This is a genomic window from Ekhidna sp. (assembly GCF_965221965.1).
Taxonomy (GTDB): Bacteria; Bacteroidota; Bacteroidia; order Cytophagales; family Cyclobacteriaceae; genus Ekhidna.
On the sequence record NZ_OZ244926.1, the window covers coordinates 3663182 to 3687342 of the forward strand.

Here is a 24161-nt window from a genome sequence, read left to right on the forward strand (position 1 = left end):
CACAAAGCTGTTGCTAATCTTCAAACCCTGCAACGTTACTTTTATCAGACTTGATATAAACTCTCAGTCGTTTAATTCTTTTTTGATCGACAGCTACTACTGTAAAAACAAAATGAGCCAAACGGATCTTTTCTCCCGCACTCGGAAGTTTGGTGTTTAGCTCAAGGACAAGTCCTCCCAGCGACTCGCTCTCACCTTTGACCGAATCAAAAAGAGCGATATCTGTGTTGGTTATTTTACAAAAATCATTGAGAGAGGTTTTCCCTTCAAAGATGAAAGTATTGTTATCCAGCTTATTGTATGCGACATCACTTTCGTCATCAAACTCATCATTGATCTCCCCGACGATTTCCTCAATGACATCTTCCATAGTTATCAGGCCTGATGTGCCTCCATATTCATCTATCACAACTGCGATATGTACCTGCTTTTCTTGAAAGTCCTTAAAAAGATCATCAATTTTCTTACTCTCAGGTACGAAGTAGGCTGGACGCAGAAGTTCTTGCCATTTAAAGTCTTCCTCCTGCTCGATGTGAGGAAGTAAATCTTTGATATACAGAATGCCTTCGATTTTATCTACCGTCTCCGTGAAGATCGGAATTCTGGAATAGCCCGTCTTGTTGATCTGATTCATCAGTTCATGAAAGTCCGTTTCAATATCCACGGCTGTGATATCCATCCGGGCTTTCATCACCTGCTTTACGGAGAGCGTCCCAAAATTCACAATTCCTTTCAAAATTCCCTTCTCCTCCTCACTCACTTCTTCTTTTTCCACGGAAATTTCAAGGGCCTGATTGATCTCCTCGACGGAAAGGTTATATCCTTTCTTTTCCATTCTCCGCTCAATCAATCCTGTGATGCTCATCAAAAACCAGGAAATGGGTTTGAAGAATCTGTAGGACAAAAGCAACATTCCAGAAGTAAGTTTTGCGAAAGCTGTTCCGTTGTGATTGGCGTATACTTTCGGTATAATCTCCCCAAAGAAAATAATGAGGACGGTGATGATGGAAGTTAGAATTACAATAGTGATTCCCTGCTTGCCTTCCTCACCCACAATTTGCCAGGTAGCAAATGTGGAAATGGTCACAATGAAAATATTGACAAGGTTATTCAGTATAAGAATAGTTGCTAATAACCTTTTAGGGTGATGCAGAAGTTGACTTATTCGTTTCTCCTTAAGGTCAGGGGAGGCATTAAACTCCTTGATCTGATTGTGAGAAAAAGAAAAGAATGCTACTTCAGAGCCAGAAATCAAGCCGGATAATCCAAGCAACACTAACACCACCAACCCATTAATGAGGTAGAATGACATTGGCATGTCAGCCATCATGTTCAATAAAACCGTGGGGAATGGATCGTCTAAAGATGTTTCCAACTAGTTTTTGTTTTGTTTAAAATGGCAGGTCGTCTGTTGCATCACTGGAGGCATCCGGTGATGAAGTAGACTCCTGCATTGGCTCACTTTGTGAATAATCTCCTCCTTGCTGAGAAGAACCTCCACCACTTCCACCAAGCATCGTCATATTGTCTCCAACAACTTCGGTGGTGTATCTTGTTACACCATCTTTTTCCCAAGAGCGTGTTCGGAGTTTTCCCTCAATGTAAATCATGTCGCCTTTCTTCACATACTTTTCAGCCACTTCAGCCAGGCCTCTCCATAGCACTACGTTATGCCATTCAGTTTGTTCTCTCTTTTCTCCTGTTTGCCGGTCTTTATATACTTCTGAGGTAGCCATAGAAAAGTTGGCTACAGTTGCGCCGTTTTCGAGATGACGAACTTCAGGGTCTTTACCAAGGCGACCAACCAGGATTACTTTATTAACTCCGGACATATTCTCAATGATTTTAAGTGATACCTATTCGTTGCAGGTAATTTACGATTAGTTTGGGTTTTGGCAAATTTAGCATTTCCTCAGTGGAATAAGCCCTTAGCGAACTCTTTTCACCGAGTCTTTTTACATCCATGGCTGAGATAGACATTGTGTAAAATGTTGCATGAATTTTTTGATGACTCAGGATATGGATAAAAGGTTCTGAAACATCATCTAATGTCGCCTCATCTATTCCCCAATTTTCTTTAATTAGCGACATGACCAGCTCCTCGCTTGCCACCCCTTCTATTAGATAAAAGTCGAACAGACCACTCCATACGTCTTTGCCTACACGTTCATTTAGAAAGAAATTGTTTCCTTCTCTAAAGACGATATAATGGAATTGTCGGTTTCTGACTTTTGTCTTACCTGTTTTTACGGGAAGTGACTTTTGCTTTTTAGCTCTAAAGGCAAAACAATCAAGCCGAAACCCACAGTCCCCACACAGGGGAACAGGCGAACATATTGTAGCTCCGTATTCCATCATGGCCTGGTTGAAAGTCCCCGGTTGATCTTTAGATATTTCTTCGGACAGAATTCTTTCAAACACTTTCCTCGAGTTGGCTTTAGAAATATCTTCTTCGATTCCAAAATAGCGGGAAGCAAACCGGAAAACATTTCCATCAACTACCGGTCTCGGCTCATCAAAGCAGATGGAGGCGATGGCTGCTGCCGTATACGGACCTATTCCTTTCAGTTTGATAATCTCAGAATACTTTGAAGGGAACTGCCCATTCAACTCATTTGCTACATACTTCGCCGTGGCATGAAGATTTCTGGCTCGGGAATAATACCCAAGACCCTGCCATAATCGAAGCACTTTTTCTTCACTTGCGTCAGCCAAATTATGGACAGTCGGGTATGCCTCCATAAACTGTACCCAATAAGGCAATCCCTGATCAACCCGGGTCTGCTGAAGGATGATTTCCGACAGCCAGACCGGATATGGGTCTTTTGTTTTTCGCCAGGGCAGATCTCGCTTTCTCTCTGTATACCAATAAATTAGCCTTTCGGCAAATGTTTTCCCTTCGATCACTTAATAATTTAGAAATCCTTTTTTTATGTGAAGGTGCAAATTTAATTTTGGCCACCCAATTTTAACACCCACCTATAAACCAGACAGTTGTGACAAAAGCCGATGTGATAAACGAGATATCTGATAAGACAGGAATAGACAAAGCAGATGTGCAGGCTTCTGTTGAAGCTTTCTTCACTGTTGTGAAGAACAACATGGCCAATGGAGAGAATGTTTACGTGAGAGGATTCGGAAGCTTTGTGAATAAGAAGCGAGCCAAGAAAATTGCACGAAATATCTCAAAGAACACCGCCATTGTGATTGACGAGCATTACATTCCGTCATTCAAGCCATCAAAAATTTTTGTTGAGAAAATTAAAAACTCACCAAAAATAAAGTGACAAGAGCTCAGCTAATTCTTGTGTTTGCCGCCATCGCGTTGGCGGTCATTCTGTTTCAGCTACCCAGAAGTGTGGTAGAAAACGAGCAGTTGCAGGAAGTGGCAGAAACAGAGAGCCATTCGATGGAAATTCCTCAAGAAGTTGAAACTCAGATCACTGAGTTAAGAAGATTACTCCAGGAGGAAGAAAATATTGATAAAAAAGCTAACTTTGCGCACTCTTTGGCAAGACGCTTCCTCGATTATGGGGTAGTTGATAGTGCTGCGAGTTATGCGGACAAGCTACAGAGTTGGGCAGAAGGCCCTTCCGAGCTGGCTGCAGATATTTACTTCATCGCTTATGAACGGTCGTCAGGACCTGAACAGGCGAAGAAATACGCGCTAAAAGCCAGAGAAATTTTGCAGACCCTTTTGGATAAAGATCCGGGGAATCTGGTTATAAAGAACCGATTAGCCATGACGTTGGTTGTCTCTGAGAATCCCATGGCTGGGATCAACATGCTGAGAGAAATTTTGGCAGTTGATGAGACAAACAGACAGGCGATTTTAAATCTTGGTTTACTGGCCATTCAAAGTGGACAGTTCGATCGAGCCAGAGAGCGTTTTGAAACCCTTGTATCGATGAATGCTGCTGATCATGAAGCAAAGCTTTATCTCGCAGTTTCATTGATGAAAATAAATCAACAATCGCAGGCACGCCTGCTTTTGGAGGAAATTTTGGCAACACAGGATTCCATTCCAGCTATCAAGGTGATGGCGAATGATTACCTGAATAGCCTTTAAAGCATTTTAAAAACATATAAAACATTAGAAATTATGCCTTGCGGTAAAAAAAGAAAGAGACATAAGATCTCTACTCACAAGAGAAAAAAGAGACTTAGAAAAAACAGACATAAGAAGAAGTAATCGGCACCTATAATCAATCGCTATGAGTAATGAACTAATCATTAACTCAACTCGCGAGGGATGTCGTATTGCTTTACTTAAGGATAAAAGGCTAGTAGAATTTCATCAGGACGGAGGAGGCCAGACCTTCAACGTCGGTGATATTTATCTTGGCTCGGTCAAGAAAGTAGTTCAGGGATTGAACGCTGCTTTCATTGATCTGGGATATGAAAAAGATGCCTTTTTACACTATCTGGATTTAGGACCTCAGGTCCAATCACTTAATAAATTCACCAAGCTTACGCAGGCCAAGAAACTCAACAGCACAAGGCTGGCAGGTTTCAAAACAGAGCCAGATATTAATAAGCTTGGAAAAATGAATCAAGTCCTTACCAAAGGACAAAAGATTCTGGTGCAGGTAGTAAAGGAGCCTATTTCTACAAAGGGCCCACGACTTTCATGCGAGTTGTCATTGGCAGGTAGATACCTGGTGATGGTGCCGTTTTCAAACACGGTAAACGTATCAAAGAAAATTACAGACGCAAACGAACGCAAGCGTCTTCAAAGACTTATCAGCTCTATCAAGCCTGAAGGCTTTGGTGTGATTATTCGCACTGTGGCTACAGGAAAAGATGTAAAAGAGCTCGATACAGATCTTAGAAATCTTGTTGATCGCTGGGATGCTGGGATGAAAGCCCTTCGAACAGCAAAACCTAAAGACAAGGTCATCGGTGAGATGAACCGAGCCAACTCGATTTTACGAGATGTGCTTAATGAAAGCTTCGATAGCATTCAGGTTGATGACAAAGACCTCTATCAGGAAATAAAAACCTTTGTTAAGGGAATTGCTCCTGACAAGGAAAAAATTCTAAAGCAGTACACCGGTAAAGCCAAAATCTTTGAGGCTACAGGAGTTGAAAAACAACTCAAAACATCTTTTGGTCAGTCAGTTAGTATGCTTAACGGTGGCTACCTGATCATTGAGCATACGGAGGCACTTCATGTCATCGATGTAAACAGTGGTAATAAATCCAACAAGGAGGACAATCAGGAAGACACTGCGCTAAAAGTGAATCTTGATGCTGCGGAAGAAATTGCTCGTCAGCTACGGTTGAGGGATATGGGCGGAATCATTGTGATAGACTTCATCGATATGCGAAAGATCGAGAATAAAAAGAAGCTCTACGCAAAGATGAAAGACTCCATGAAGGAAGACAGGTCGAAGCATACGATCCTTCCATTGTCCAAATTTGGATTAATGGAGATTACGCGTCAGCGTGTACGCCCAGAGTTGTCGATTGCGACGAAGGAAGTTTGCCCAACGTGTAGCGGAACAGGCAAGATTTCAGCCTCTATTCAGGTAGCTGATCAGGTTGAAAATACCATCAAGTATTTCTTTGAGTCACAAAACGAGAAGAAGATCACTGTGGCATTGCATCCGTATCTCTACACGTACTTCACAGCGGGAGTTTTTTCGAGGCGTGTTAAATGGTTTTTCAAATATTTTCGTTGGGTAAATATGGTGGAGGATAGCTCTAAGGCGCTCACCGAATTTGAAGTGCTCAACGCTCAGGGAGAACCGATTCAGATTTAGTTCGATCAATCGAATCGACCGAATCGTTGAGATTATCACCTAAATTGTGAACCTTTGGGTGATAGGCATTAAATGAAAAGGTTTCTGATCATAGCATTTATCATTGGCTCGGCGGTATACACCGCCGATGCTCAATTGATCGAGGATTCTGATCGGAGGCTGAAAACCAAAAAGGTCGAGCGGAAAGGATTTCTTTTTTTCAGGAGCAAGAAAAAACCAAAAGGAAGCGATGGCATACCTGGTGCTGATGGGAGTAGGAGCCCCAGATACTCAAGTGCCTCTTCGCCATTTAAATTATCCAGAGGGTCGACCTCTCCACGTTACTCTTCTGCCAAAGACCGTCAGAAAAAATACTCAACACGTCAACGTTATTCCGGTGGCAGTCCATTTCGTGGAAAAGACAAGAGAGTGACCCCCAGATATTCTTTTGGAAACCCCTTTAGGGGCAGCAAGTTTAAGCGCTCCCCAAGATATTCCGGCGGTAACCCATTTAGGGGAAGCGACTATAAAAGAAACATTCGATACTCAACAGGTAGTCCTTTCAAAGGGAGAGATTACAAAGCAACACCGAGGTATTCTTCCAGCGGCAACCCATTTAGAGGAAGAGATTACAAAGTGACTCCAAGGTACTCGGGAGGCAACCCTTTCAGAGGTAAAGACTACAAAGTAAACATTCGGTATTCCTCCGGTAGTCCTTTTAGGGGCAGAGACTATAAGGTCTCACCAAGGTACTCGCCATCAAATCCCTTTCGAGGCAAAGATTACAAAGTAAATGTTCGATACTCGCAGGGATCTCCGTTCAGAGGCAGGGATTATAAAGTGACCCCAAGATACTCTCAGGGCATGCCATTTAGGGGGAAGGATTATAAAATCAACCCACGATACTCACAAGGGATGCCATTTAGAGGGAAAGATTACAAAATCAACCCACGATATTCTCAGGGCATGCCATTCCGTGGCAAGGACTATAATGTTAAACCAAGGTATTCAGCCGGATCTCCTTTCAGAGGAGTTGATTTCAAAGTTCGACCGAGATATACCGGAACGAAAATTCGATGGTTCGCAAATGGAAAGGAATGGAGTGATGCCAAATACTATCAGGAGTCTTCCCTTTGGGAAGGTGACATGAAGATCAGTCGTCGAAAAATTGGTGATCAGCATCCAAGCAGCAACTATCACATGGCAATGAAGTTCAATAGTCCTAAGATTCGGAAGATGTTTAGGAAGTGGAATATTTTCTGGACACGATTAAACGGGAACAGCCAAATCTCAAAAGGTGTTAAAGAACCAGTGAAAGAGCCGCAGTTTGATAAGAAGGAGCGAGTGATATGGAATAATTAGGCCAAACAATAGTTAAGAGATGTTTTCAAAAATTTTTTCGAAAGGAGATAAAGTAGACATTCCCTGGAATAGTTTGACAACTATTGATCAGCTTGAGGAAGTAGATAAGAATTCTCAGAAAAAACCGGTATTGCTTTTCAAGCATAGTACCAGATGCTCGATTAGTGCAATGTCATTGGCTCGTTTTGAGCGATCATATGAGGAAACAGCAGCATTTGAGCCATACTTTTTAGATCTGATAGCTCACAGGGACGTTTCAAATGCAATAGCAGAGAAATATGGAGTGGTTCATCAGTCTCCTCAGACCATTTTGATAAAAAATGGAAAAGCGGTTTTCGATTCCTCTCACATGGGGATTAGTTATTCTGAACTTAATAATCATGCACAAAAATCTTAGGGACTTGCGCATTATTTTTGTTATGATTAAGGGTCAATGAAAAAGCTAGCTATATTCATTTTACTCATCGCACCATTTTTCGTGAGTGCCCAGCTCTTTGAAGGCGAGGAGTTTGAATATACATCCGAGTGGATCTGGGGAATCAATAAAAATACCAACGGCGGACTTATTGGAGGTTTGATGTTGCGGCACAGCAGAAAAAAGGGAGATGACGTGTTTCAGACATTTGGGCTGGAGCTATCAAATGTTAAACACCCGAGTGAGGCCCGGTACGTTGGACTTAGTGGGGCTGGCTTCATCTATGGCAAATCAAATTATCTCTATGCAATCCGAACGAATTATGGTCTGGAGAAGCTCATGTTCAAAAAGGCCAACCAGCAAGGTGTTCAAATCAGTGTTGCAGCCGCGGGTGGTCCCACTTTTGGCTTGGTTACTCCATACTATGTTTTAGGAGCAGACCAACAGTATGATCAATTCAGCGTGGTGACCCATCCATCTCCTCAAAATATTGCCGGACCCGGAAAGCTTTTTCAGGGCTTAGGGGATGCTGATTTAGAGATGGGGCTGCATGCAAAGGGATCAGTCTTTTTTGAGTTTGGTACCTACAGAAGCAATGTCGCCGGAGTTGAAGTAGGGGTCATGGCTGAAGCCTTTACCAAAGAAATTGAACTTGTACCCACCCAGCCGAACAAATCTGTTTTTACTTCTGTTTTCTTCACACTCTTCTGGGGGACCCGAAAATAGGAGAAATCTCCTCCAGTCCTGTTAGATTTGCATTTTTACATCTGAATAGTAGCGTATGATTGATTTACCAGTAGTAGAAAAACCGGAAAGAAGGAAAAAGCCAGATTGGTTAAGAGTGAAGTTGCCCGTAGGTGAAAACTACGCTAAGGTGCGTAGACTGGTTGATCAACACAAACTTCATACGATTTGTGAAAGTGGCAACTGCCCGAACATGGGAGAATGTTGGGGAGAGGGGACCGCTACTTTCATGATTCTGGGAAATGTCTGTACCCGTAGCTGTACCTTTTGTGCAGTGGCAACAGGACGACCACCGGAGTATGATGAGGAGGAACCGAAGCGTGTAGCTGAGGCTATTAAATTAATGGGTGTGAAACACGCGGTGCTTACATCAGTGAATCGGGATGAGCTCAAAGACAGAGGTGCGGAGATTTGGTATCAGACAGTGGTGGAGACAAAGAAAGCATCACCTGAGACGACAATTGAAACATTGATCCCAGATGTAAAAGGAAACTGGGATGCACTTTACAGAATGATCGAAGCGGGTCAGGAAGTGGTCTCCCACAATATGGAAACGGTCGAAGAACTTTACAGAAGAGTGAGGCCTCAGGCGAAGTATTATAGAAGTTTGGAACAAATCAAGCTTACCTATGAAGCAGGCAAGCGAACCAAATCCGGAATCATGTTGGGACTCGGAGAAACAGATGATCAGGTCTACAAGGCAATGGACGATTTGGTTGAACATGGCTTACATATTTTAACTCTGGGTCAATATCTGCAGCCGACCAAACGACACATCGAGGTAGCTGAATTTGTGCACCCCGATAAGTTTGACCACTTCCGTGAAGAAGGATTGAAACGTGGACTCAAATACGTAGAGTCTGGACCATTGGTAAGATCATCCTATCATGCGGAGAGGCATGTAAACGTCCCTATTTAAGGTTTCCCGGCTCTCAAAATCTTCCTCAACCAATCATAATAGACAGCTACAAATAGGACAATGGTCATCAACCAGATAATGATGACGTTAAACACTTTAGTGTCGATATATGATCCAGCAAAGTATTTTTCGGGGTAGTAAAAGTTGGTTCTGAAGTCTAAGGCACTCTCAGGGTGCTCATTTTTGGCAAAAACCGGATAGATAAGCTGGACCAACTCATCTTCTGAGGTGACCACACGACGTTTCGTTTGAATGTTTTTTACCATCAAACTCAAACGCTCATTTTCATATCTATCTCGCATACTCAAAAATTCAGCTTCTAGCTCTGGTGTTTCTGTTTGCTTTGCAATCATGGCATCCAGTTCTTCTTTAGCCTTTTTCCTTCGAGAATTGTAGACAGATTGAAGAGTCTCCAGAAAAGCTGCGGTTTGCTCATAAACCTCCTTATTCAATCCCTCTGTACTAATCTGATCGACCAATGGCAATTTATCTTCTCCGAAGATGCCAAGCTGTTTTCTCACTTCATTTTGAATGAGTTGTAGGTTTTTATCTCTTCCCTTGAATTCCTTATTTTCAAAGCAATAGTCCAGGTGTTCTTGTAGATACTTTGTGTAATACACCGACTTGTAAGTGTTCATTGCTACTTTCCTTTCAACAGGATAAATGTCTTTGTTGGAAGGATTATCTCGAAACTGCGTCACGGCGATCGCTTCATACGCCCAGCGAGAGGCCATCAGCTCACCAATCAGTGGTACCTTTTCCCTATTAGCGAAAGAATCATTTAGCTTATCAAAATTCACGACTACTCCGCTGAGAATTAGTTGAGGGATAATGAGCAGCGGGATCAAAATGTAAACCGTGATGACGGAGTTGAAACCCGCAGAAATATTTAACCCGAGAATATTAGCAAAGCAAGAAACTGAAAATAAAATGATCCAGTACCACAGTGTCATACCCTGAATCTCCAGAATCACAGATCCAACAATAACAAAGAGTAATGTTTGCAAAGCGGAAAGACCAAATAGCAATAAGGTTTTGGAAGACAAATAACTGAGCTTGCTCAAATGCAGGAAAGCCTCCCGCTTCAAAATCTTACGATCTTTTATGATTTCCTCTGCGCTGACAGTAAGCCCCATGAACAACGCCACGATGATGCTCATAAAAAAGAAAACCGGAATGTTCTCATTTTTATAGAATGTATATGTGGAACCCGGAGGCGCATATTTGGTGATCAGTGCCAACAAAAGCGCCAAAGCAGGAGCTTCCAACAGGTTAATCAGCACATACTGCCTGTTGCTAATTTTTGCCAGCAGATCACGTTGCAGAAATATTCTTGCCTGCTTCAGTCTGCTTGGCAGATCAAGTGATTTTTCTGGTGTGGTTTCCTCTTCCTCAACTTCCTCAACCTCGATGTTATTTACAAATTGTTCATGCCATTGCTTTGGTGAATATTTCCGTTTGTTGGTGAATCGACCATATTCATCCACCACCTTCATCTCTATGATATTGAAGATCTGCTCCGGATTTACATTCCCACATTCAATACAGGCACTCTGATCTTTGTCGATCATCTCGACAATGTTTTTGAAATAAGTGACTGCCTTCACCGGATTTCCATAGTAGATCTGATGACCTCCCGAATCCAGAATGAGCAGCTTATCAAACATTTTAAAAATCTCAGAAGAAGGCTGATGGATAACCACGAAAATCATTTTGCCCCTAAGAGATAATTCCTTCAGGAGATCCATGATATTTTCTGAATCCCTAGAAGAAAGTCCGCTAGTGGGCTCATCCACAAATAGCACGGAGGGCTCGCGTAGCAATTCAAGACCAATGTTCAGTCTCTTTCGTTGACCGCCGCTAATGGTTTTTTGGAGCGGGTTTCCAACTTTAAGATCTTTCGCTTCGGTTAGCCCTAGCGAATCCAATGTCTTTGTAACTAAAGAATGAATGACAGATTTTTCTGTTTTGTCAAAACAGAGCTTAGCTGCATAGTAAAGATTTTGATAAACTGTCAGGTCCTCAATAAGTAAGTCATCCTGAGGAACGTTACCGATAATGCCTTCAACTTCTTTTGGCTGTTTATAGATATCAATTCCATTGATTCTGACCGAGCCTTCCGCAGGTTTGGAGGATCCATTCAGTACATTGAAAAGCGTAGATTTACCAGCTCCACTACCACCCATGATAGCTACCAGTTTTCCCTTGGATTCAGCAATGCTGACATCCAGTAGACCGATGTTTCCATTGCTAAACTTGTAGGTGATATTCTCTGCCACGAATGAGACGTTTGTCTCAGAGACATCATCTCTGAATATGCTGACAATATCACTGTAGTAGAGTCTTTCTGTTCGCTTGCCTTTAATGGAGCTTCCGGTAGAAAAAACCTTGATTTTTCCCGGTGAGATCATCAACCCATTCAGATTGAGGATATCTCCACCATAGTACTTAAAGAAGCAGGTTTCAATTTTTGGAAGCTTGAAAAAGGCAATGTGACCCTTTAGTCCATCCAGGTAAACCTGCTTTGGACGATCCGGATCATCTACGCCGGACACGACAATGGAATAAAGCTGAGAATAATTGTTGATGTCTCTATTGACAACAAAATGAGTGATGGCCTCTACAATGTCTTTATCAAATTTGAATCGCTTTCCAATCAGGAAAAGCAATTCTGACTCTCGATCGGTGATTTTCTCATCGGCGATTATAAGCTCCATGAGGCGCACCATCACCACAAGCTTTTGCTGTTGTGTAAGCTCATGGTTGATGTTGGTAGTGATCTCCTCTATTTGACTCTGGTCGTCTCTGCCATTACCCGTTTCTATTTCCTTTACGTATTGATCAAGGATTTTCAGGTAGTGGCGTGTGTCGTCCCGGCTCACGTTCTCATATAAAAATTCACGCACCGAGTCCTTTTCACTCTCGTCTACTACTCCCTCTTCTTTCGCTACGATTACAAGGAGGCGAATGATTGCTTTCAGCAGTTCTTCACTCATGTGGTCAGGTTAGTTTTTGGTGAGTCTAAAGTTAGGGCATTGATGTGATCTAAAATCAAAAAAAGCCGTCAATACATTGTTTGACGGCTTTTTAATTTTTTGAACTCCTTTATTATTCAACAATGGATGCTCGAATACGAGATACTTCTGCAGAAAGGTTATCAAGTGTGCTTGGCTGAAGAACAAAATCACCGGTGTTGTTGGCAATCTGGGTCTCTACTTCTGCAAGTTCACCATCATAAATGGCTTTTACCTTTTCAAGCTCTGCTTTCATGCTGGTAATTTCATCTGTTCCCGGAACGTCATTCATTACTTGAAGCAAATCATTAAGTGAAGTCTTTTGATCCATAACAATCTTTACAAGAGGCTCCAGAATAAGTGTTCTGGATTCCTCCGGAAGATCTTCCGGGTAATTGTTCACAATGCTTGTGGAAATGTAAACTCCCTCGATCCAGCTTCCGGCCAAGAGTAAAGCAGCACTATTCAGTTCTTCAAGTTCACTTAGTCGCTCACCGGATTTTTCCATCACTTCGTTAATGATGGAGGCAAGAGAATCTCTATTTTCCATATTAGATTCAAATCGCGAGATCATACCGTAATCAATCGCCTCAGCTACACCTACTGGTGCAGCCAGCTTCTGGCATTCACCCATGTAATCGAGTGCCATTTCAGCCTTTTCGTAGGAAGCCAGGTAACCAATGTCCGTTGCATACACTCCAAGGTTTAAAGCTGCTTTCGACTCACTTGACTGGTATGATTCCATGTTGTCGATGGAATTGATAATGTTTGGATCAAACTCTGCTCCCGCGTTCATTAGCAGGTAAGGAACCTCTGATGGTGGCGGCAGGTCTTTCAAAACTTTTGATACATCGGCAGCTACTTGCTCTTTTGCAGCATCAAACTCTGAAGATGCATCGGAAGATTCTTCTTTGCTGCCGCCTCCGCCACAGGATGACATGAGCACCGCAGCTGTGAGCACAAGAGAGGATAGTTTAAGTTGATTGAGTTTCATAATATCAGGTTTAAAAGCGATTTTAAATTGCCAAGTTAGTTATTGTTGAAAATTTCTATGATGTTCTTTTTGATCTTTACACAAAGTTCGTCTAGTGGCAGGTCATTTATATCTCTGCCAAACGGATCTTCAATCTCTTCCGAGATCAACTCCACGCTCATCAGAAAGTAAAAAGCCACAACCACTAAAATAATAGACCAGTAGCCAAACTCACCAATGAAGGTCATTGGAAGTGTGATACAATAGATGAAAAGAAACTTCTTGATAAACATACTGTAAGAGTATGGAATTGGAGTCGATTTGATTCGCTCACAAGCACCGATAATGTCGGTAAAACCCTTGATCTCCTTATCCAGGATGAAAAGCTTGTCGGCAGTGATCAATCCGCGCTTGTTAAGGTCCATTACCCTTTCCATCAAAATCTTGTTAATGATGTTTGGACGATGATTGCTGTTAATGATTCGGTCTTTCACTGTGTCGTCGTAAAAATCCATTTCACCCACCATGATGCTGTTTCGAAGATGATTCTTCATTGCGAAAGTGATATTGGGGATCATTTTCTTGAAGAATAATCGATCCTCTTTCGCATCCAAAGGAAGGAAGGTGGCTATTTTGATTGATAGCTGACGTGTGTCATTTACCAGCTGACCCCAAAGCTTTCTTCCTTCCCACCATCGATCATATGCCGTGTTGGTTCTAAGTACAAGGAACAAACCCAGGATTACCCCGAGAATGGAATGGAAGGCTTTAGTATCTTCAATGGTGATTTTGAGGACATCTATAAACAGAAAGCAAAGCACTGTGGTCAATACCCCCGCAAACATAATTAGGGGGAAAAGGGCTCTAATGACATATCTGCTATAGACGTCAAAAATGAGCGAAAACCACGATTTTGGGTTGTATTGGATCATGGAATGGTGAAGATAGTAAAATCAGGTTTGACTTCTATAACTTAGTTGTAGGCCCTAAGCTTATTTTTCAACGAGCGGTAATAATCAGGATCACATAATCCGGTTTCGGCTTTTAGCTTCATGATTCGTTGATAGGATTTGTAGATGCGTTCTCTTGTAACAATGCCTTCAAAAAGCAAGTCTTTGATAATGGCGTGTACGGTGGTTGCACTTACCATATTGTAGTCTTTTACATTGTTGGCAAACATTAGCATATCTATACCCGCTTCTATTGATAACTTTATGGCTTCTCTCAATCCATATTCATTGTTGATAGCGCCCATTTGCATATCATCTGAAATGATTACCCCATCGAACCCAAGAAAATCTCTTAGCATACCTGTGACGATGCGTTTTGAAAGTGTCGCTGGATTTTTGGAAGCATCCAAGGACTGATTCACAATGTGGGCAGTCATGATGGCCTTTACTTTTCCACTGTCGATCAAAGCAGAATATGGGTACATTTCTTCTATTTGCCAGGTTTGTGTTACATCCGTCAGGCCCAGGTGTGTATCACTTCGGCTGCTTCCGTGACCGGGAAAATGTTTGAGTACAGGCACAACACCACGCTGGTTGTGCTCATCAATTACTATGTATGCTTGTTTGATCACTTCATTATAATCCTCTGAATAGCTGCGCTCTATTCGTCCGATTACCGGATTTCGTGGGTTCAGGTTTACATCCACCACCGGAGCATAATTCATATTAATACCAAAGCTGCTTAGAATGCTCGCGGTTTGATTGGCATAAAATCGTGTGGAATCCAGGTTGTTCATATCACCCAGGTATTGGGCTGAAACATTTTTTGGAAACCCATACCTTGTTTTCATCCGGGTCACTCTTCCACCTTCCTCATCTATGCTAATGAAGAGTGGAATGGAAGCGTTTTTTTGTAATGTTTCTACAAGCAATGCAAGCTCTGGCTTGGGGCTTTCAAAGAGTATGTTCTTTTCATATAATACTACTCCTCCTACCTTTCCATCTTTAATTTCCTGAAAAATCGGCCTGCTATCATCGACCAAATCAAAATCCCCAATTCCGATCATGATCATTTGGCCAATCATAATATCAATGGTGTCTTTGGGGGGATCGGTTTTGGCAAAGCCAGAAAAAGCGAGAATGAATAAGAGCAGTGAAACGTTTTTTCGCATGTTAATTTTTCAGCATCTTTTCGATTTTCTCTCCGGCTGTGGAAAGATAATGTCCTTGTAATTCAGCAGTAAGGCACGAATGTACAGGAAGAATGCCAATCACGTCACCCAATTTTACACGAGCGATCTCATTTTCTGGTAGCTTGATGATACCATGCTCCTGAGATAGCCTGTCTACATGACCAACAATATCGGTAGTCCATCCATCTTTTTTGAGATAGACCATCTTTCCAAAGCAGTTTTTAGTTTTTTCATACGCATCTTTTTCGCTAATCACATCTTTAGAAAGATGCACAGCTCCCCCATAAACGACTATTTCATTTCGCTCATTGTGTATAGCAACTACAGGACAGGCCATACAGACCGCAATTTCCTCTACGGAACATGACCCAATGTTTTTTTGCATCCAGTCATAAAAGACAAAATTACCCGGTCGGATTTCATCAAATGCAGAAAGGTCTTCAATCAGACTGCATGATGGAGTGTCTCCGTATGAAAGCATCCCTCCAAACTTTTCTTTGAGGTGCTCCATTACCTTGACTGACATGTCATGGATCCACTTGACACTTTCATAGTCTGTAGATCCATATGTGTGGCCAGCATGAGCCAGGAAGCCCTTGAAAGTATGTTTTTCAGAAGAGTGATTCACCAGTTTTTCTATCAACGGTTCACTTCTGGGGTCGATTCCAGTACGGTGTGTACCCACATCAATTTTGATAAAATAATCCACCTTCTCTTGTACATGCTTACCCAAATGCATAAGGCTTTCTTCGGACTCGATGAGCACGTTGAGGTTCACCCTTTTAGCAAGCTTGTTTACTTTATCGGCTTCAAGCAAGTTATATGGAAAGGCAATCGTGATATCATCCCAGCCATGGTCAGCAAAATAAATTGCCATGTCAACAGAACTCACCGTACATTGATTGACTCCTTTTTTCTTGAACCAATCACCGATCTCCGCAGAGAAGTGTGTTTTAAAGTGGGGGCGGAGAGTAGCGTTTGAGGCCTTGGCTTTTTTGATCATCCGATCAATGTTTTGAAGGCACTTTCCTTTGTCTACAAGAAGGGTGGGTGTTTTAACTTCCATATGCTGTAGCTAATTGACTTGACGTAAAATAAGCATCAATTGCTTAAACTGCTAAGCTTCAGCTATTGTATAGCAAATACATCCGATAGTCAAATGCATCAAAAGTTTTGAGAAGCTTTTGTATAAAATCCGGATCGTTCAAATAAAAGTTAAGGAAATTATCTCGTCGTTCCTGCAAACTCCCGCCAGGGAACAAAACTTCTTTTGCAGATTCGATCTGCTTTCTTCGATCTTGGTGAAGCCGCTTTTCTGCCCGCACCAGTTTTTTTTCTGCTTTTTCGATTCGCTTTGAGAATGATGTGTGTAGCGCTTCAATGTGCTGAATCAGTGTTTCATCTACTTCACCAGCTTTTTGCTTCAATGATTTTTCTAGCTCTTCCAAACTTTTCAGTTCCTCAGCATAGGAAATGTCATGATCGCAATTGGCTTTCACCCACTTTTCAAACGCTTTTTCAGTGCTTAGAAATAAATCGGATTGTGTGAGCCCGGTTTTATTCCATTTTGAGGAGGCTGCTTCAGGAATAACCACACCAAAATTTCGCGGCATCAACAAAGGAAAGGCGGTTTTAAAATGATCGAACATTTCCTTTAGCTGGAGCCAATAGACTGCCTCAGAGGGACCGCCTACATAAGCAAGGTTGGGGAGAATCGTTTCCTGGTATAGCGGGCGAAGAACCACGTTCGGACTAAACCGTTCCGGATGTTCTTTTATCAGCGATCGTATTTCCTTTTCGCTGAAAGCAATACCTGTGTCAACCACTTGAAATCCATTATCTGTTTTCTCAATCCGCTCCCGGATGCCATTTTTCAGGTAAAAGAAATTGATTTTACGGGCAGTGATTTGTGTCTTATATCCCAAATCTTCGAGCGATGAGGATGTTTTTGACACGAACTTTTCAGGGTTGTGTTTAAAAAGATCTTCTTCAATAATTGGGGTGAATACCTTTTTCAATGCTGCATGATCACCATCAACCACAACCAACCCCTCCTTACCAAATAGGTGATTGACATAGGCTCTTCCTGCATCCGCCAATGTTTTTTGTGAATAAGCTTCGGCAAAAAACTCAGCACCCTTTGGCAATTTTTCTGCAATCTCTTTTAGCCCGGATGGATCAAAATGACCGACTGCCCCGTTTTGATCGGTTTGCCATTCATATTTCTTTCCTTCCAGGAAGAAGTGATTGATTTCCTCAAAATCATGATCCTCACTTGCCATCCAGTAAACGGGCACGAAATTGTAATCCGGATAGGACTGCTTGAGCGTCTTGCAGGCATTGATCACGGTCACAATTTTGTAGATAAAGTAAAGCGGCCCGGTGAAAATATTGAGCTGATGCCCGGTGGCGATGGTAAAGGTTTTACCATCACCAAGCGACTGGATATTTTGTTTTACTGAATTATCAGTAGATAGATCTTTGTATTGTTCCTGCAAAACCTCAACCAATGCTTCTCTATTCGCTGTAGGAAAATTCCTGTTAGCTATTGCAGACTTGAAGTTCTTAACCGAGGGGAAAGCCGAGTAAAATGGCTTTAAGGTCTCCTTTTCATTGATATAGTCAATAAAAAAAGAGGAAAAACAGTCGGTCTCATCTAAAGAAATGGTCTCGGTGCGCACGCTTTAGTAAAGTGGGTTATGGCTTAATTGGTTCGCCGTACAGATCAAAGGCTGTGGCGTCAGTAATTTTTACCTGGGCAAAATCTCCAATTCGTAAGTATGAGTGGTCAGCCGGAATAATCACCTCATTATCCACCTCCGGTGAATCATGCTCGGTACGTCCGATAAATGTTCCACTCTCCATCCGATCAATCAGCACTTTATATTCCTTCCCAACCTTTTCCTCATTGATGCTCATGGAAATTTCTTCCTGCAAATCCATTACGGCATTTGCGCGCTCTTGTTTGGTTTCATCAGGCACATCGTCTTCAAAATTGTATGAGTGGGTATTTTCCTCATGTGAGTAGGTAAAAATTCCCAACCGCTCGAACCGATTCTTCTCCACAAAATCCAGCATTTCTTCAAAATCTTCCTGCGTCTCTCCCGGGTGTCCGGCGATCAGGGTTGTTCGAATGGCTATATCTGGGACTTTCGCACGCATTTTATCCAGCAGCGCTTCCGTTTTTTCTCGCGTGGTTCCTCGGCGCATCATTTTCAGCATATTGGTGGAGGCGTGCTGCAACGGGATATCCAGATAATTACAAATGTTAGATCGTTTCGCCATGACATCCAGCACATCCTCCGGGAAGCCAGTTGGAAAGGCATAGTGTAAACGAATCCATTCCAGCCCTTCCACATCTGCCAATCGATCCATCAATTCAGCTAAATTTCTTTTCTTATAAAGATCCAACCCGTAATAAGTAGAGTCTTGTGCAATGAGTAGAATTTCTTTTGTTCCCTGTCGTACCAATGATTCCGCTTCTGCCACCACTTGTTCCATAGGTTTGGAAACATGCTTTCCACGCATAAGTGGAATAGCGCAGAAGCTACATGGACGATCACAACCTTCAGCGATTTTCAAATATGCGTAATGGTTGTTGGTGGTGAGGATTCGCTCTCCGAGTAACTCTTTTTTATAATCTGCTTTGAACTTCTTCAGCAGCGCTGGCAGATCACCGGTTCCGAACCATGCATCTACATCCGGAATCTCATCCTTTAATTCATCTTTGTATCGCTGAGAAAGACAACCTGAGACATAGACTTTTTCCACCAGCCCTTCTTGCTTCGCATCCACATAGCGAAGGATCGTGTCAATGGACTCCTGCTTTGCATTATCAATAAATCCACAGGTATTTACCACAACCACATTTGCATCGTCTTTGGTAGACTCATGTGTGGCATCAATGTTGTTTCCCCTCAGTTGTGTCAACATCACTTCAGAATCCACCAGGTTTTTGGAGCACCCGAGTGTGACGATGTTGACTTTTGTTTTCTTTAACCCCTTCGTTTTCATGACTTTAATAGAACCCTGTGATCTTATTTTGGTTCATTCTAGTTTCGCGAGTGCAAAGCTAATGGAATATGAAGTGCTATGTGGTTTAGGTAAACTCCTTTCATGTCATGTATTCTACTATTATAGAGTCGGGAATGCTATTAAGTTAAGGTTTCATCTTCGTCTTAAAACGACATTCCAGCATGGAATTTTTGGATTTCATAGATATAAACTGGCTTATCTGCAAAGACTCCATTCTGGAGTGACCTTAACTTAATAGCACATTAAAACTCTTAGCTAAACGACATTGAATACTAAGACTTAATTTTGCCCCCCTGTGAAAAAACTCGCAATAATAATATTCGGATTAGCGATCATCTCCTGCCAGGACATAGAAAATTGTGGTACGGATGATAATCTCGATTTTATGATTTTGAGGTTCTTCGATTATGAAACGCAAAATGCAAAGAAGATCGGATTCACCATTACTGCCGAGAATTCTCCTTACGTATTCACTCCTTTTGAGGACTCCACAGGAGTCGGGCTTCCGTTAAATCCGGATGATCCAACAACAATTTTTTTCTTTGACTCAGATACCTCGCATTTTGAGGTGGAGATGAGCTATGAAAAAGTGGAGATATCGATTTTCGATCCAAAATGTGATCCTTCCTATACTTTCATAGGCTTGGACACTGTGAGATACACGTTTGACTCACTATCCATTCCCGGCGTAGTTACTAACCGACAATTAAGCACCAATGTGGAAGTCTATTTTTAGCATATCGACATTGTTCATTGGTCTATGGGCGAGTGCTCAAAGTCCGGCTCCCCAGCAAAATGAAAAGCAGCCTATGGATTTTCGTCCATATGAGCTAAAGCTTGGGATGAATGCCATACGATCAGCACGGACAGCTTTTGGTTCTGACCTGATCACTCATGAGGTGGAAGCAGCTTTAGCTGTTCATCGGTTTGTGGTGGTAGGCAACTTTGGAATAGAAGAGCATCAACGGGGGGAGACGTTCGATTACGAAAACAACGGCAGCTACTATCGAATAGGAATAGACAGAAACTTTACCAAGGACCAAGAGAGCGGGAATGCATTGACGCTGGGATTGCGATATGCCAGGGCCATCTTTAACGATCAGATTTCATTCACCGCAGATCAGGGATTTGGCGAACAGGATTATTTTCTGGAAAATGAAAACCTCACTGCACGATGGGTTGAAGTAGCTGTAGGCCTCAGAGGAAAGGTGGTTTCCAACCTCTACATGGGTTTCACCATGCGCTGGCAGTTTGCCAGAAAAATCAATGGAGAGGGTGAGCTAAAAACCTATGACGTGCCTGGTTTTGGAAAAACCAAAAGGCAGAATTCTACTGCCTTTGATTACTATTTGATGTGGAGGGTGCCGTTTAGAGACTAAAGAAACCTCACATCCTCCACCTCTCCTTTTCCAATCTCCTTTTCAATTAACTCAATGATCTGAGCCTTGGAGTTTTGCATTTCATTTTTGAGCGGAGCTGAAGAGAGCTTTACAAAAAGCGTTTTTTGATTGAAGAACATCTTGGTGGTACGTGAGGCGATGGTCTTCCCCATAATTCGTTCCCAATCAGCAATGACCTGTTTTTGTTTGTATGTATGCTCCAGATTTTCTTCTTTCAGGAATCCTTGAAAGGCGTTGCGAAAACTTTTGATTGGATCTTCTTTCATCAAGATGCAAGTTCGATAAAATTCACTTCTTTCTCCTTTTTAAACAGCTCTTTGCTTCGATCCTTTCGTGCATCGGTGATGAAAATCTGCTGAAAGCGGTCATTATCCAATAATAAGGAGACCAATAGTTGAATTCGGGAATCATCCAGCTTATCAAAGATATCATCAAGCAAAAGCAACGGCTTTTTCCCTGTTTTTTCTCTTAGGAAATCATACAGTGCCAATTTCAAAGCGATGATAAACGTCTTCTGCTGCCCTTGAGAGCCAAACTTTTTGATTAATTCCTCATCCAATAAAAACTCAAAGTCGTCCTTATGACTTCCGAGTAAGGTTCGTTGCATGATCTGATCTTTTTGGGTGTTGGCCTTGAATCGATCTGCAAATCCTTCTCCCACATGCGTTTTGAAATTCAAGCCCGGGGTTTCCCCACCGTCATGTAGGTCAGCATAGTTTTTTTGTAGAAACGGCAGAAAAAACTCCTTCATTTCTTGTCGCTTCCTGGAAATGTCAATTGCCAATGGGATCAACTGATCGTCATATGTTTCAAGCAGCCTTTTATTTAGCCCTCTACCTTCTTCTACCTTTAGAAGACTGTTGCGCTGCTTGAGCACTTTGTTGTATTTGAGCAACGATTTCAGATACTCTCCATCAAACTGTGAAAGTGCACCATCAAAAAACTTACGACGCTCCTCACTTCCCTCTTTGATCATGGAGGTATCGTCCGGGAGTACAATGACAAGAGGTACTTTACCGATAACATGACTCAGGCGGTCAGGCTCTTGACCATCTATTTTTAGTGTTTTTACTTTCCCTTTCTCAAACTGTATCGCAATGGTCAGCGCGTCATACGTCCCGAAAAGGGTGAAAGCGCGATGGTCATGGGTGATGGCCAGTTTGTCCTGGGACCCAACTGCACTTTTGGTAAACGAGAGGTAGTATATCGCGTCCAGCAAATTGGTTTTGCCCATACCATTTTTCCCAAGCACACAGTTGATCCGTTCACCGAATTCGAACGTTGATTCCGGGTGGTTCTTAAAGGATGTAAGTTTTAGTTCTTTTAAGATCATTTGCTAAATCAAATCCCCTCCTGGGAGGGGTTGGGGTGGGTTTTCATTGAACATTTGATATTCAAAAATGACTGTTTTAATATTAACCCACCTCTTTCTCCTCCGAGGAGGAGACTAATTGAGTCATTTTCGAATATCGGAATGTAGAAGCATCTGAGGGCAATTCTTTTCAACTCACCTTGTTTTACGCTAATTTCGCAATCCGTTTAGCAAAGTAAATCAAACAATTGGGTCCTATGGCGGCTAAAAAGACAACAAAAAAATCCGATGAGTTTTCGAAAGAGCAATACATGGAGTGGTTTCGCTCTATGCAGCTCATGAGAAGGTTTGAAGAGAAGGCAGGTCAGCTGTATGGCCAGCAGAAAATTCGAGGTTTTTGTCACTTATATATTGGTCAGGAAGCATGCGCCGCTGGCGCAGTTTCTGCATTAGAGAAAGATGATAAGTGGATTACTGCTTACCGTGATCACGGACATCCATTGGCGTTGGGAACCGACCCGGGCAAAGTGATGGCCGAGCTTTTTGGAAAAGCTACAGGTGTTTCCAAAGGCAAAGGCGGATCCATGCACATGTTTGATAAAGAAGTGAATTTCATGGGAGGACATGGAATCGTGGGTGGCCAGATTCCATTGGGAGCCGGAATTGGTTTTGCTGAGCAATATAAGGGCACCAAAAACCTATGCATCTGCTACATGGGAGATGGCGCAGTTAGACAAGGGGCACTTCATGAGGCATTTAACATGGCTATGACCATGAAGATGCCAGTCATTTTCGTGGTGGAAAATAATGGCTATGCGATGGGAACGTCGGTAAAAAGAACCTCGAATGTGACAGATCTTTATACGTTGGCGGAAGCGTATGATATGCCATCTGAACCTGTAGATGCGATGAAGGTGGAAGACGTTCATAAGTCGGTAGAAAAAGCGGCCAAACGAGCTAGAAAAGGAGATGGACCTACATTCCTTGAATTCAGAACCTACAGATACAAAGGTCACTCCATGTCAGACCCGGCAAAGTATCGAACAAAAGAAGAGCTTGAGGAATACAAGAATCAAGATCCGATTGAACAGGTGAAGCAGACGATCATTAAAAATAAATGGGCCTCAGAGGACGAGCTGAAGGAAATCGATAAAGAGATTAAGGACCAGGTGCAGAAAGCTGTGGATTTTGCGGAAGAATCACCATGGCCGGAGGCTTCAGAAGCATATACGGATAATTATGTCGAGGATGACTATCCATTCGTAAACACATAATTGACTGAGAGTCTTACACATCTGAACAAAAAATATATCTTTGCGACCGCATTTTTTACCTTCAAATTAGAAAGGGGCTCGGTAGGAGAATGAATGCGATAGAAAACATTAAGATTTTATAAGAAAATGGCAAAAGGAAAAAAGCAAGATGAGGGCGTTGAGATCTTAGAGGATCCAAATGCAATTGTTGAGAAAGCCAATGAATTTTTTAGCAGCAAGCGAAACAAAGCAATGGTCTTTGGAATCGGTGGAGTGCTCGCTCTATTGGTGGTAGGCTTTGCTGGATATAACTATTATATCACAAACCAAAATCAAACTGCTCAGGAAGAGCTTTTCCAGGCTCAGTTCTACTTTGATGCTGACAGCCTTGGACTTGCATTGAATGGAGACGGAAACAGCTACGGCTTCCTTGAAATCATTGAGGAGTTCCCTGGGACAAAAGCTGCTAACCTTTCAAGATTTTATGCAGGTGCGTCGTTCCTGAAGCAAGGAGATTTCGATGGAGCCATCCGCCAGCTGAAAGAATTTAGTAGTGATGATTACCTTCTTCAAGGCCGGACATATTCATTGATCGGCGATGCATACATGGAAATGGATGATTTTGCTAATGCTATCTCTTATTATGAGCAGGCAGTGGACTATAAGGAAAACGAATCATTCACTCCGATTTATTTGAAGAAGCTGGCAATTGCCCAGGAGCAGGAAGGCAGTCTTGCAGCTGCAGCAAACACCTACGGTGTAATTGTATCTGACTATCCTAACTCCACACAAATTCACGATGCGAAAAAGCAGAAGGCGAGACTGGAGGCTTTAGTGCAGTAAGAAA

At 42.3% G+C, this 24161-nt stretch carries 23 protein-coding genes; 11 read left to right on the forward strand and 12 right to left on the reverse strand.

Features of this window, described 5'->3' with window-relative positions:
- Positions 1 to 13 precede the first annotated feature (13 nt).
- From gldE to mutY, 3 genes are all read right to left on the reverse strand, one after another.
- Entirely contained in the window at positions 14 to 1330 is a 1317-nt protein-coding gene (gldE, locus tag ACOQON_RS17080; protein WP_420578700.1) for a gliding motility-associated protein GldE, read from the reverse strand.
- 61 nt (positions 1331 to 1391) lie between these two features.
- A complete protein-coding gene (locus tag ACOQON_RS17085; RefSeq protein WP_420576640.1) occupies positions 1392 to 1832 on the reverse strand; it encodes a single-stranded DNA-binding protein in 441 nt (146 codons plus the stop codon).
- A 13-nt stretch (positions 1833 to 1845) separates the two neighbouring features.
- Positions 1846 to 2907 (reverse strand): A/G-specific adenine glycosylase, encoded by a 1062-nt coding sequence (mutY, locus tag ACOQON_RS17090; RefSeq protein WP_420576641.1) that lies wholly within the window; start codon positions 2905 to 2907, stop codon positions 1846 to 1848.
- Between the two features lie 89 nt (positions 2908 to 2996).
- Here mutY and ACOQON_RS17095 point away from each other — a divergent pair, with 89 nt between their 5' ends.
- The 7 genes from ACOQON_RS17095 to lipA all read left to right on the forward strand — a co-directional run bounded on the left by ACOQON_RS17095 (position 2997) and on the right by lipA (position 9184).
- The gene (locus tag ACOQON_RS17095) at positions 2997 to 3287 is read left to right on the forward strand and encodes an HU family DNA-binding protein (protein ID WP_089355061.1); all 291 of its coding nucleotides are present in this window, start codon (positions 2997 to 2999) and stop codon (positions 3285 to 3287) included.
- The gene (locus ACOQON_RS17100) at positions 3284 to 4069 is read left to right on the forward strand and encodes a tetratricopeptide repeat protein (protein ID WP_420576642.1); all 786 of its coding nucleotides are present in this window, start codon (positions 3284 to 3286) and stop codon (positions 4067 to 4069) included. Before ACOQON_RS17095 ends, ACOQON_RS17100 begins: the two co-directional genes overlap by 4 nt.
- Before the next feature lie 145 nt (positions 4070 to 4214).
- A complete protein-coding gene (locus tag ACOQON_RS17105; RefSeq protein WP_420576643.1) occupies positions 4215 to 5765 on the forward strand; it encodes an Rne/Rng family ribonuclease in 1551 nt (516 codons plus the stop codon).
- Between the two features lie 72 nt (positions 5766 to 5837).
- Positions 5838 to 7106 (forward strand): hypothetical protein, encoded by a 1269-nt coding sequence (locus tag ACOQON_RS17110; protein WP_420576644.1) that lies wholly within the window; start codon positions 5838 to 5840, stop codon positions 7104 to 7106.
- Positions 7107 to 7125: 19 nt separating this feature from the next.
- Positions 7126 to 7503, forward strand: a complete 378-nt coding sequence (gene ytxJ, locus ACOQON_RS17115; RefSeq protein ID WP_420576645.1) for a bacillithiol system redox-active protein YtxJ — start codon at positions 7126 to 7128, stop codon at positions 7501 to 7503.
- A gap of 36 nt (positions 7504 to 7539) precedes the next feature.
- Positions 7540 to 8247, forward strand: a complete 708-nt coding sequence (locus tag ACOQON_RS17120; protein WP_420576646.1) for a hypothetical protein — start codon at positions 7540 to 7542, stop codon at positions 8245 to 8247.
- Positions 8248 to 8302: 55 nt separating this feature from the next.
- Positions 8303 to 9184 (forward strand): lipoyl synthase, encoded by an 882-nt coding sequence (gene lipA / locus ACOQON_RS17125; protein WP_420576647.1) that lies wholly within the window; start codon positions 8303 to 8305, stop codon positions 9182 to 9184.
- On the opposite strand, the gene ACOQON_RS17130 is transcribed toward lipA, so the two are convergent.
- The 7 genes from ACOQON_RS17130 to rimO all read right to left on the reverse strand — a co-directional run bounded on the left by ACOQON_RS17130 (position 9181) and on the right by rimO (position 19328).
- Positions 9181 to 12180, reverse strand: coding sequence for an ATP-binding cassette domain-containing protein (locus ACOQON_RS17130; protein WP_420576648.1), 3000 nt, complete (start codon positions 12178 to 12180; stop codon positions 9181 to 9183). The genes lipA and ACOQON_RS17130 overlap by 4 nt on opposite strands.
- Before the next feature lie 112 nt (positions 12181 to 12292).
- Complete coding sequence (locus ACOQON_RS17135) at positions 12293 to 13192, reverse strand: hypothetical protein (RefSeq protein WP_420576649.1); 900 nt, start codon at positions 13190 to 13192, stop codon at positions 12293 to 12295.
- A 35-nt stretch (positions 13193 to 13227) separates the two neighbouring features.
- Positions 13228 to 14103 carry a bestrophin family protein gene (locus ACOQON_RS17140; RefSeq protein ID WP_420576650.1) on the reverse strand — a complete coding sequence of 292 codons (876 nt, stop codon included), beginning with the start codon at positions 14101 to 14103 and terminating at the stop codon, positions 13228 to 13230.
- Between the two features lie 41 nt (positions 14104 to 14144).
- Entirely contained in the window at positions 14145 to 15293 is a 1149-nt protein-coding gene (locus ACOQON_RS17145; protein WP_420576651.1) for a glycoside hydrolase family 3 protein, read from the reverse strand.
- Position 15294: 1 nt separating this feature from the next.
- Positions 15295 to 16380, reverse strand: a complete 1086-nt coding sequence (locus ACOQON_RS17150) for an alanine racemase (RefSeq protein ID WP_420576652.1) — start codon at positions 16378 to 16380, stop codon at positions 15295 to 15297.
- A 58-nt stretch (positions 16381 to 16438) separates the two neighbouring features.
- Entirely contained in the window at positions 16439 to 17995 is a 1557-nt protein-coding gene (gene bshC / locus ACOQON_RS17155; protein WP_420576653.1) for a bacillithiol biosynthesis cysteine-adding enzyme BshC, read from the reverse strand.
- A gap of 16 nt (positions 17996 to 18011) precedes the next feature.
- Entirely contained in the window at positions 18012 to 19328 is a 1317-nt protein-coding gene (gene rimO, locus ACOQON_RS17160; protein ID WP_420576654.1) for a 30S ribosomal protein S12 methylthiotransferase RimO, read from the reverse strand.
- A gap of 316 nt (positions 19329 to 19644) precedes the next feature.
- Here rimO and ACOQON_RS17165 point away from each other — a divergent pair, with 316 nt between their 5' ends.
- Both ACOQON_RS17165 and ACOQON_RS17170 read left to right on the forward strand, forming a co-directional pair.
- Positions 19645 to 20085 (forward strand): hypothetical protein, encoded by a 441-nt coding sequence (locus tag ACOQON_RS17165; protein WP_420576655.1) that lies wholly within the window; start codon positions 19645 to 19647, stop codon positions 20083 to 20085.
- Positions 20066 to 20728, forward strand: coding sequence for a DUF6048 family protein (locus ACOQON_RS17170; protein ID WP_420576656.1), 663 nt, complete (start codon positions 20066 to 20068; stop codon positions 20726 to 20728). The genes ACOQON_RS17165 and ACOQON_RS17170 overlap by 20 nt, the downstream gene beginning before the upstream one ends.
- Here the strand turns inward: ACOQON_RS17170 and ACOQON_RS17175 are convergent.
- Complete coding sequence (locus ACOQON_RS17175; RefSeq protein WP_349566099.1) at positions 20725 to 21015, reverse strand: DUF721 domain-containing protein; 291 nt, start codon at positions 21013 to 21015, stop codon at positions 20725 to 20727. The genes ACOQON_RS17170 and ACOQON_RS17175 overlap by 4 nt on opposite strands.
- Positions 21015 to 22082 (reverse strand): DNA replication/repair protein RecF, encoded by a 1068-nt coding sequence (recF, locus tag ACOQON_RS17180; protein ID WP_420576657.1) that lies wholly within the window; start codon positions 22080 to 22082, stop codon positions 21015 to 21017. Before recF ends, ACOQON_RS17175 begins: the two co-directional genes overlap by 1 nt.
- A 236-nt stretch (positions 22083 to 22318) precedes the next feature.
- Here recF and pdhA point away from each other — a divergent pair, with 236 nt between their 5' ends.
- On the forward strand, positions 22319 to 23335 hold the full coding sequence (pdhA, locus tag ACOQON_RS17185; RefSeq protein ID WP_420576658.1) for a pyruvate dehydrogenase (acetyl-transferring) E1 component subunit alpha: 1017 nt from the start codon (positions 22319 to 22321) through the stop codon (positions 23333 to 23335).
- Positions 23336 to 23461: 126 nt separating this feature from the next.
- Positions 23462 to 24157 (forward strand): tetratricopeptide repeat protein, encoded by a 696-nt coding sequence (locus ACOQON_RS17190; protein WP_420576659.1) that lies wholly within the window; start codon positions 23462 to 23464, stop codon positions 24155 to 24157.
- Positions 24158 to 24161: the final 4 nt, after the last annotated feature.

Excerpts from the sequence above, each read along its gene's own strand:
- ACOQON_RS17140 (WP_420576650.1), bottom strand. The coding sequence starts at position 14,103 with ATGATCCAATACAACCCAAAATCGTGGTTTTCGCTCATTTTTGACGTC.
- ACOQON_RS17120 (WP_420576646.1), top strand. The coding sequence starts at position 7,540 with ATGAAAAAGCTAGCTATATTCATTTTACTCATCGCACCATTTTTCGTG.
- ACOQON_RS17145 (WP_420576651.1), bottom strand. The coding sequence starts at position 15,293 with ATGCGAAAAAACGTTTCACTGCTCTTATTCATTCTCGCTTTTTCTGGC.
- ACOQON_RS17190 (WP_420576659.1), top strand. The coding sequence starts at position 23,462 with ATGGCAAAAGGAAAAAAGCAAGATGAGGGCGTTGAGATCTTAGAGGAT.
- ACOQON_RS17175 (WP_349566099.1), bottom strand. The coding sequence starts at position 21,015 with ATGAAAGAAGATCCAATCAAAAGTTTTCGCAACGCCTTTCAAGGATTC.
- ytxJ (WP_420576645.1), top strand. The coding sequence starts at position 7,126 with ATGTTTTCAAAAATTTTTTCGAAAGGAGATAAAGTAGACATTCCCTGG.
- ACOQON_RS17130 (WP_420576648.1), bottom strand. The coding sequence starts at position 12,180 with ATGAGTGAAGAACTGCTGAAAGCAATCATTCGCCTCCTTGTAATCGTA.
- ACOQON_RS17135 (WP_420576649.1), bottom strand. The coding sequence starts at position 13,192 with ATGAAACTCAATCAACTTAAACTATCCTCTCTTGTGCTCACAGCTGCG.
- lipA (WP_420576647.1), top strand. The coding sequence starts at position 8,303 with ATGATTGATTTACCAGTAGTAGAAAAACCGGAAAGAAGGAAAAAGCCA.
- pdhA (WP_420576658.1), top strand. The coding sequence starts at position 22,319 with ATGGCGGCTAAAAAGACAACAAAAAAATCCGATGAGTTTTCGAAAGAG.
- ACOQON_RS17110 (WP_420576644.1), top strand. The coding sequence starts at position 5,838 with ATGAAAAGGTTTCTGATCATAGCATTTATCATTGGCTCGGCGGTATAC.
- recF (WP_420576657.1), bottom strand. The coding sequence starts at position 22,082 with ATGATCTTAAAAGAACTAAAACTTACATCCTTTAAGAACCACCCGGAA.
- ACOQON_RS17085 (WP_420576640.1), bottom strand. The coding sequence starts at position 1,832 with ATGTCCGGAGTTAATAAAGTAATCCTGGTTGGTCGCCTTGGTAAAGAC.
- ACOQON_RS17150 (WP_420576652.1), bottom strand. The coding sequence starts at position 16,380 with ATGGAAGTTAAAACACCCACCCTTCTTGTAGACAAAGGAAAGTGCCTT.
- rimO (WP_420576654.1), bottom strand. The coding sequence starts at position 19,328 with ATGAAAACGAAGGGGTTAAAGAAAACAAAAGTCAACATCGTCACACTC.
- gldE (WP_420578700.1), bottom strand. The coding sequence starts at position 1,330 with ATGATGGCTGACATGCCAATGTCATTCTACCTCATTAATGGGTTGGTG.
- ACOQON_RS17170 (WP_420576656.1), top strand. The coding sequence starts at position 20,066 with ATGTGGAAGTCTATTTTTAGCATATCGACATTGTTCATTGGTCTATGG.
- ACOQON_RS17105 (WP_420576643.1), top strand. The coding sequence starts at position 4,215 with ATGAGTAATGAACTAATCATTAACTCAACTCGCGAGGGATGTCGTATT.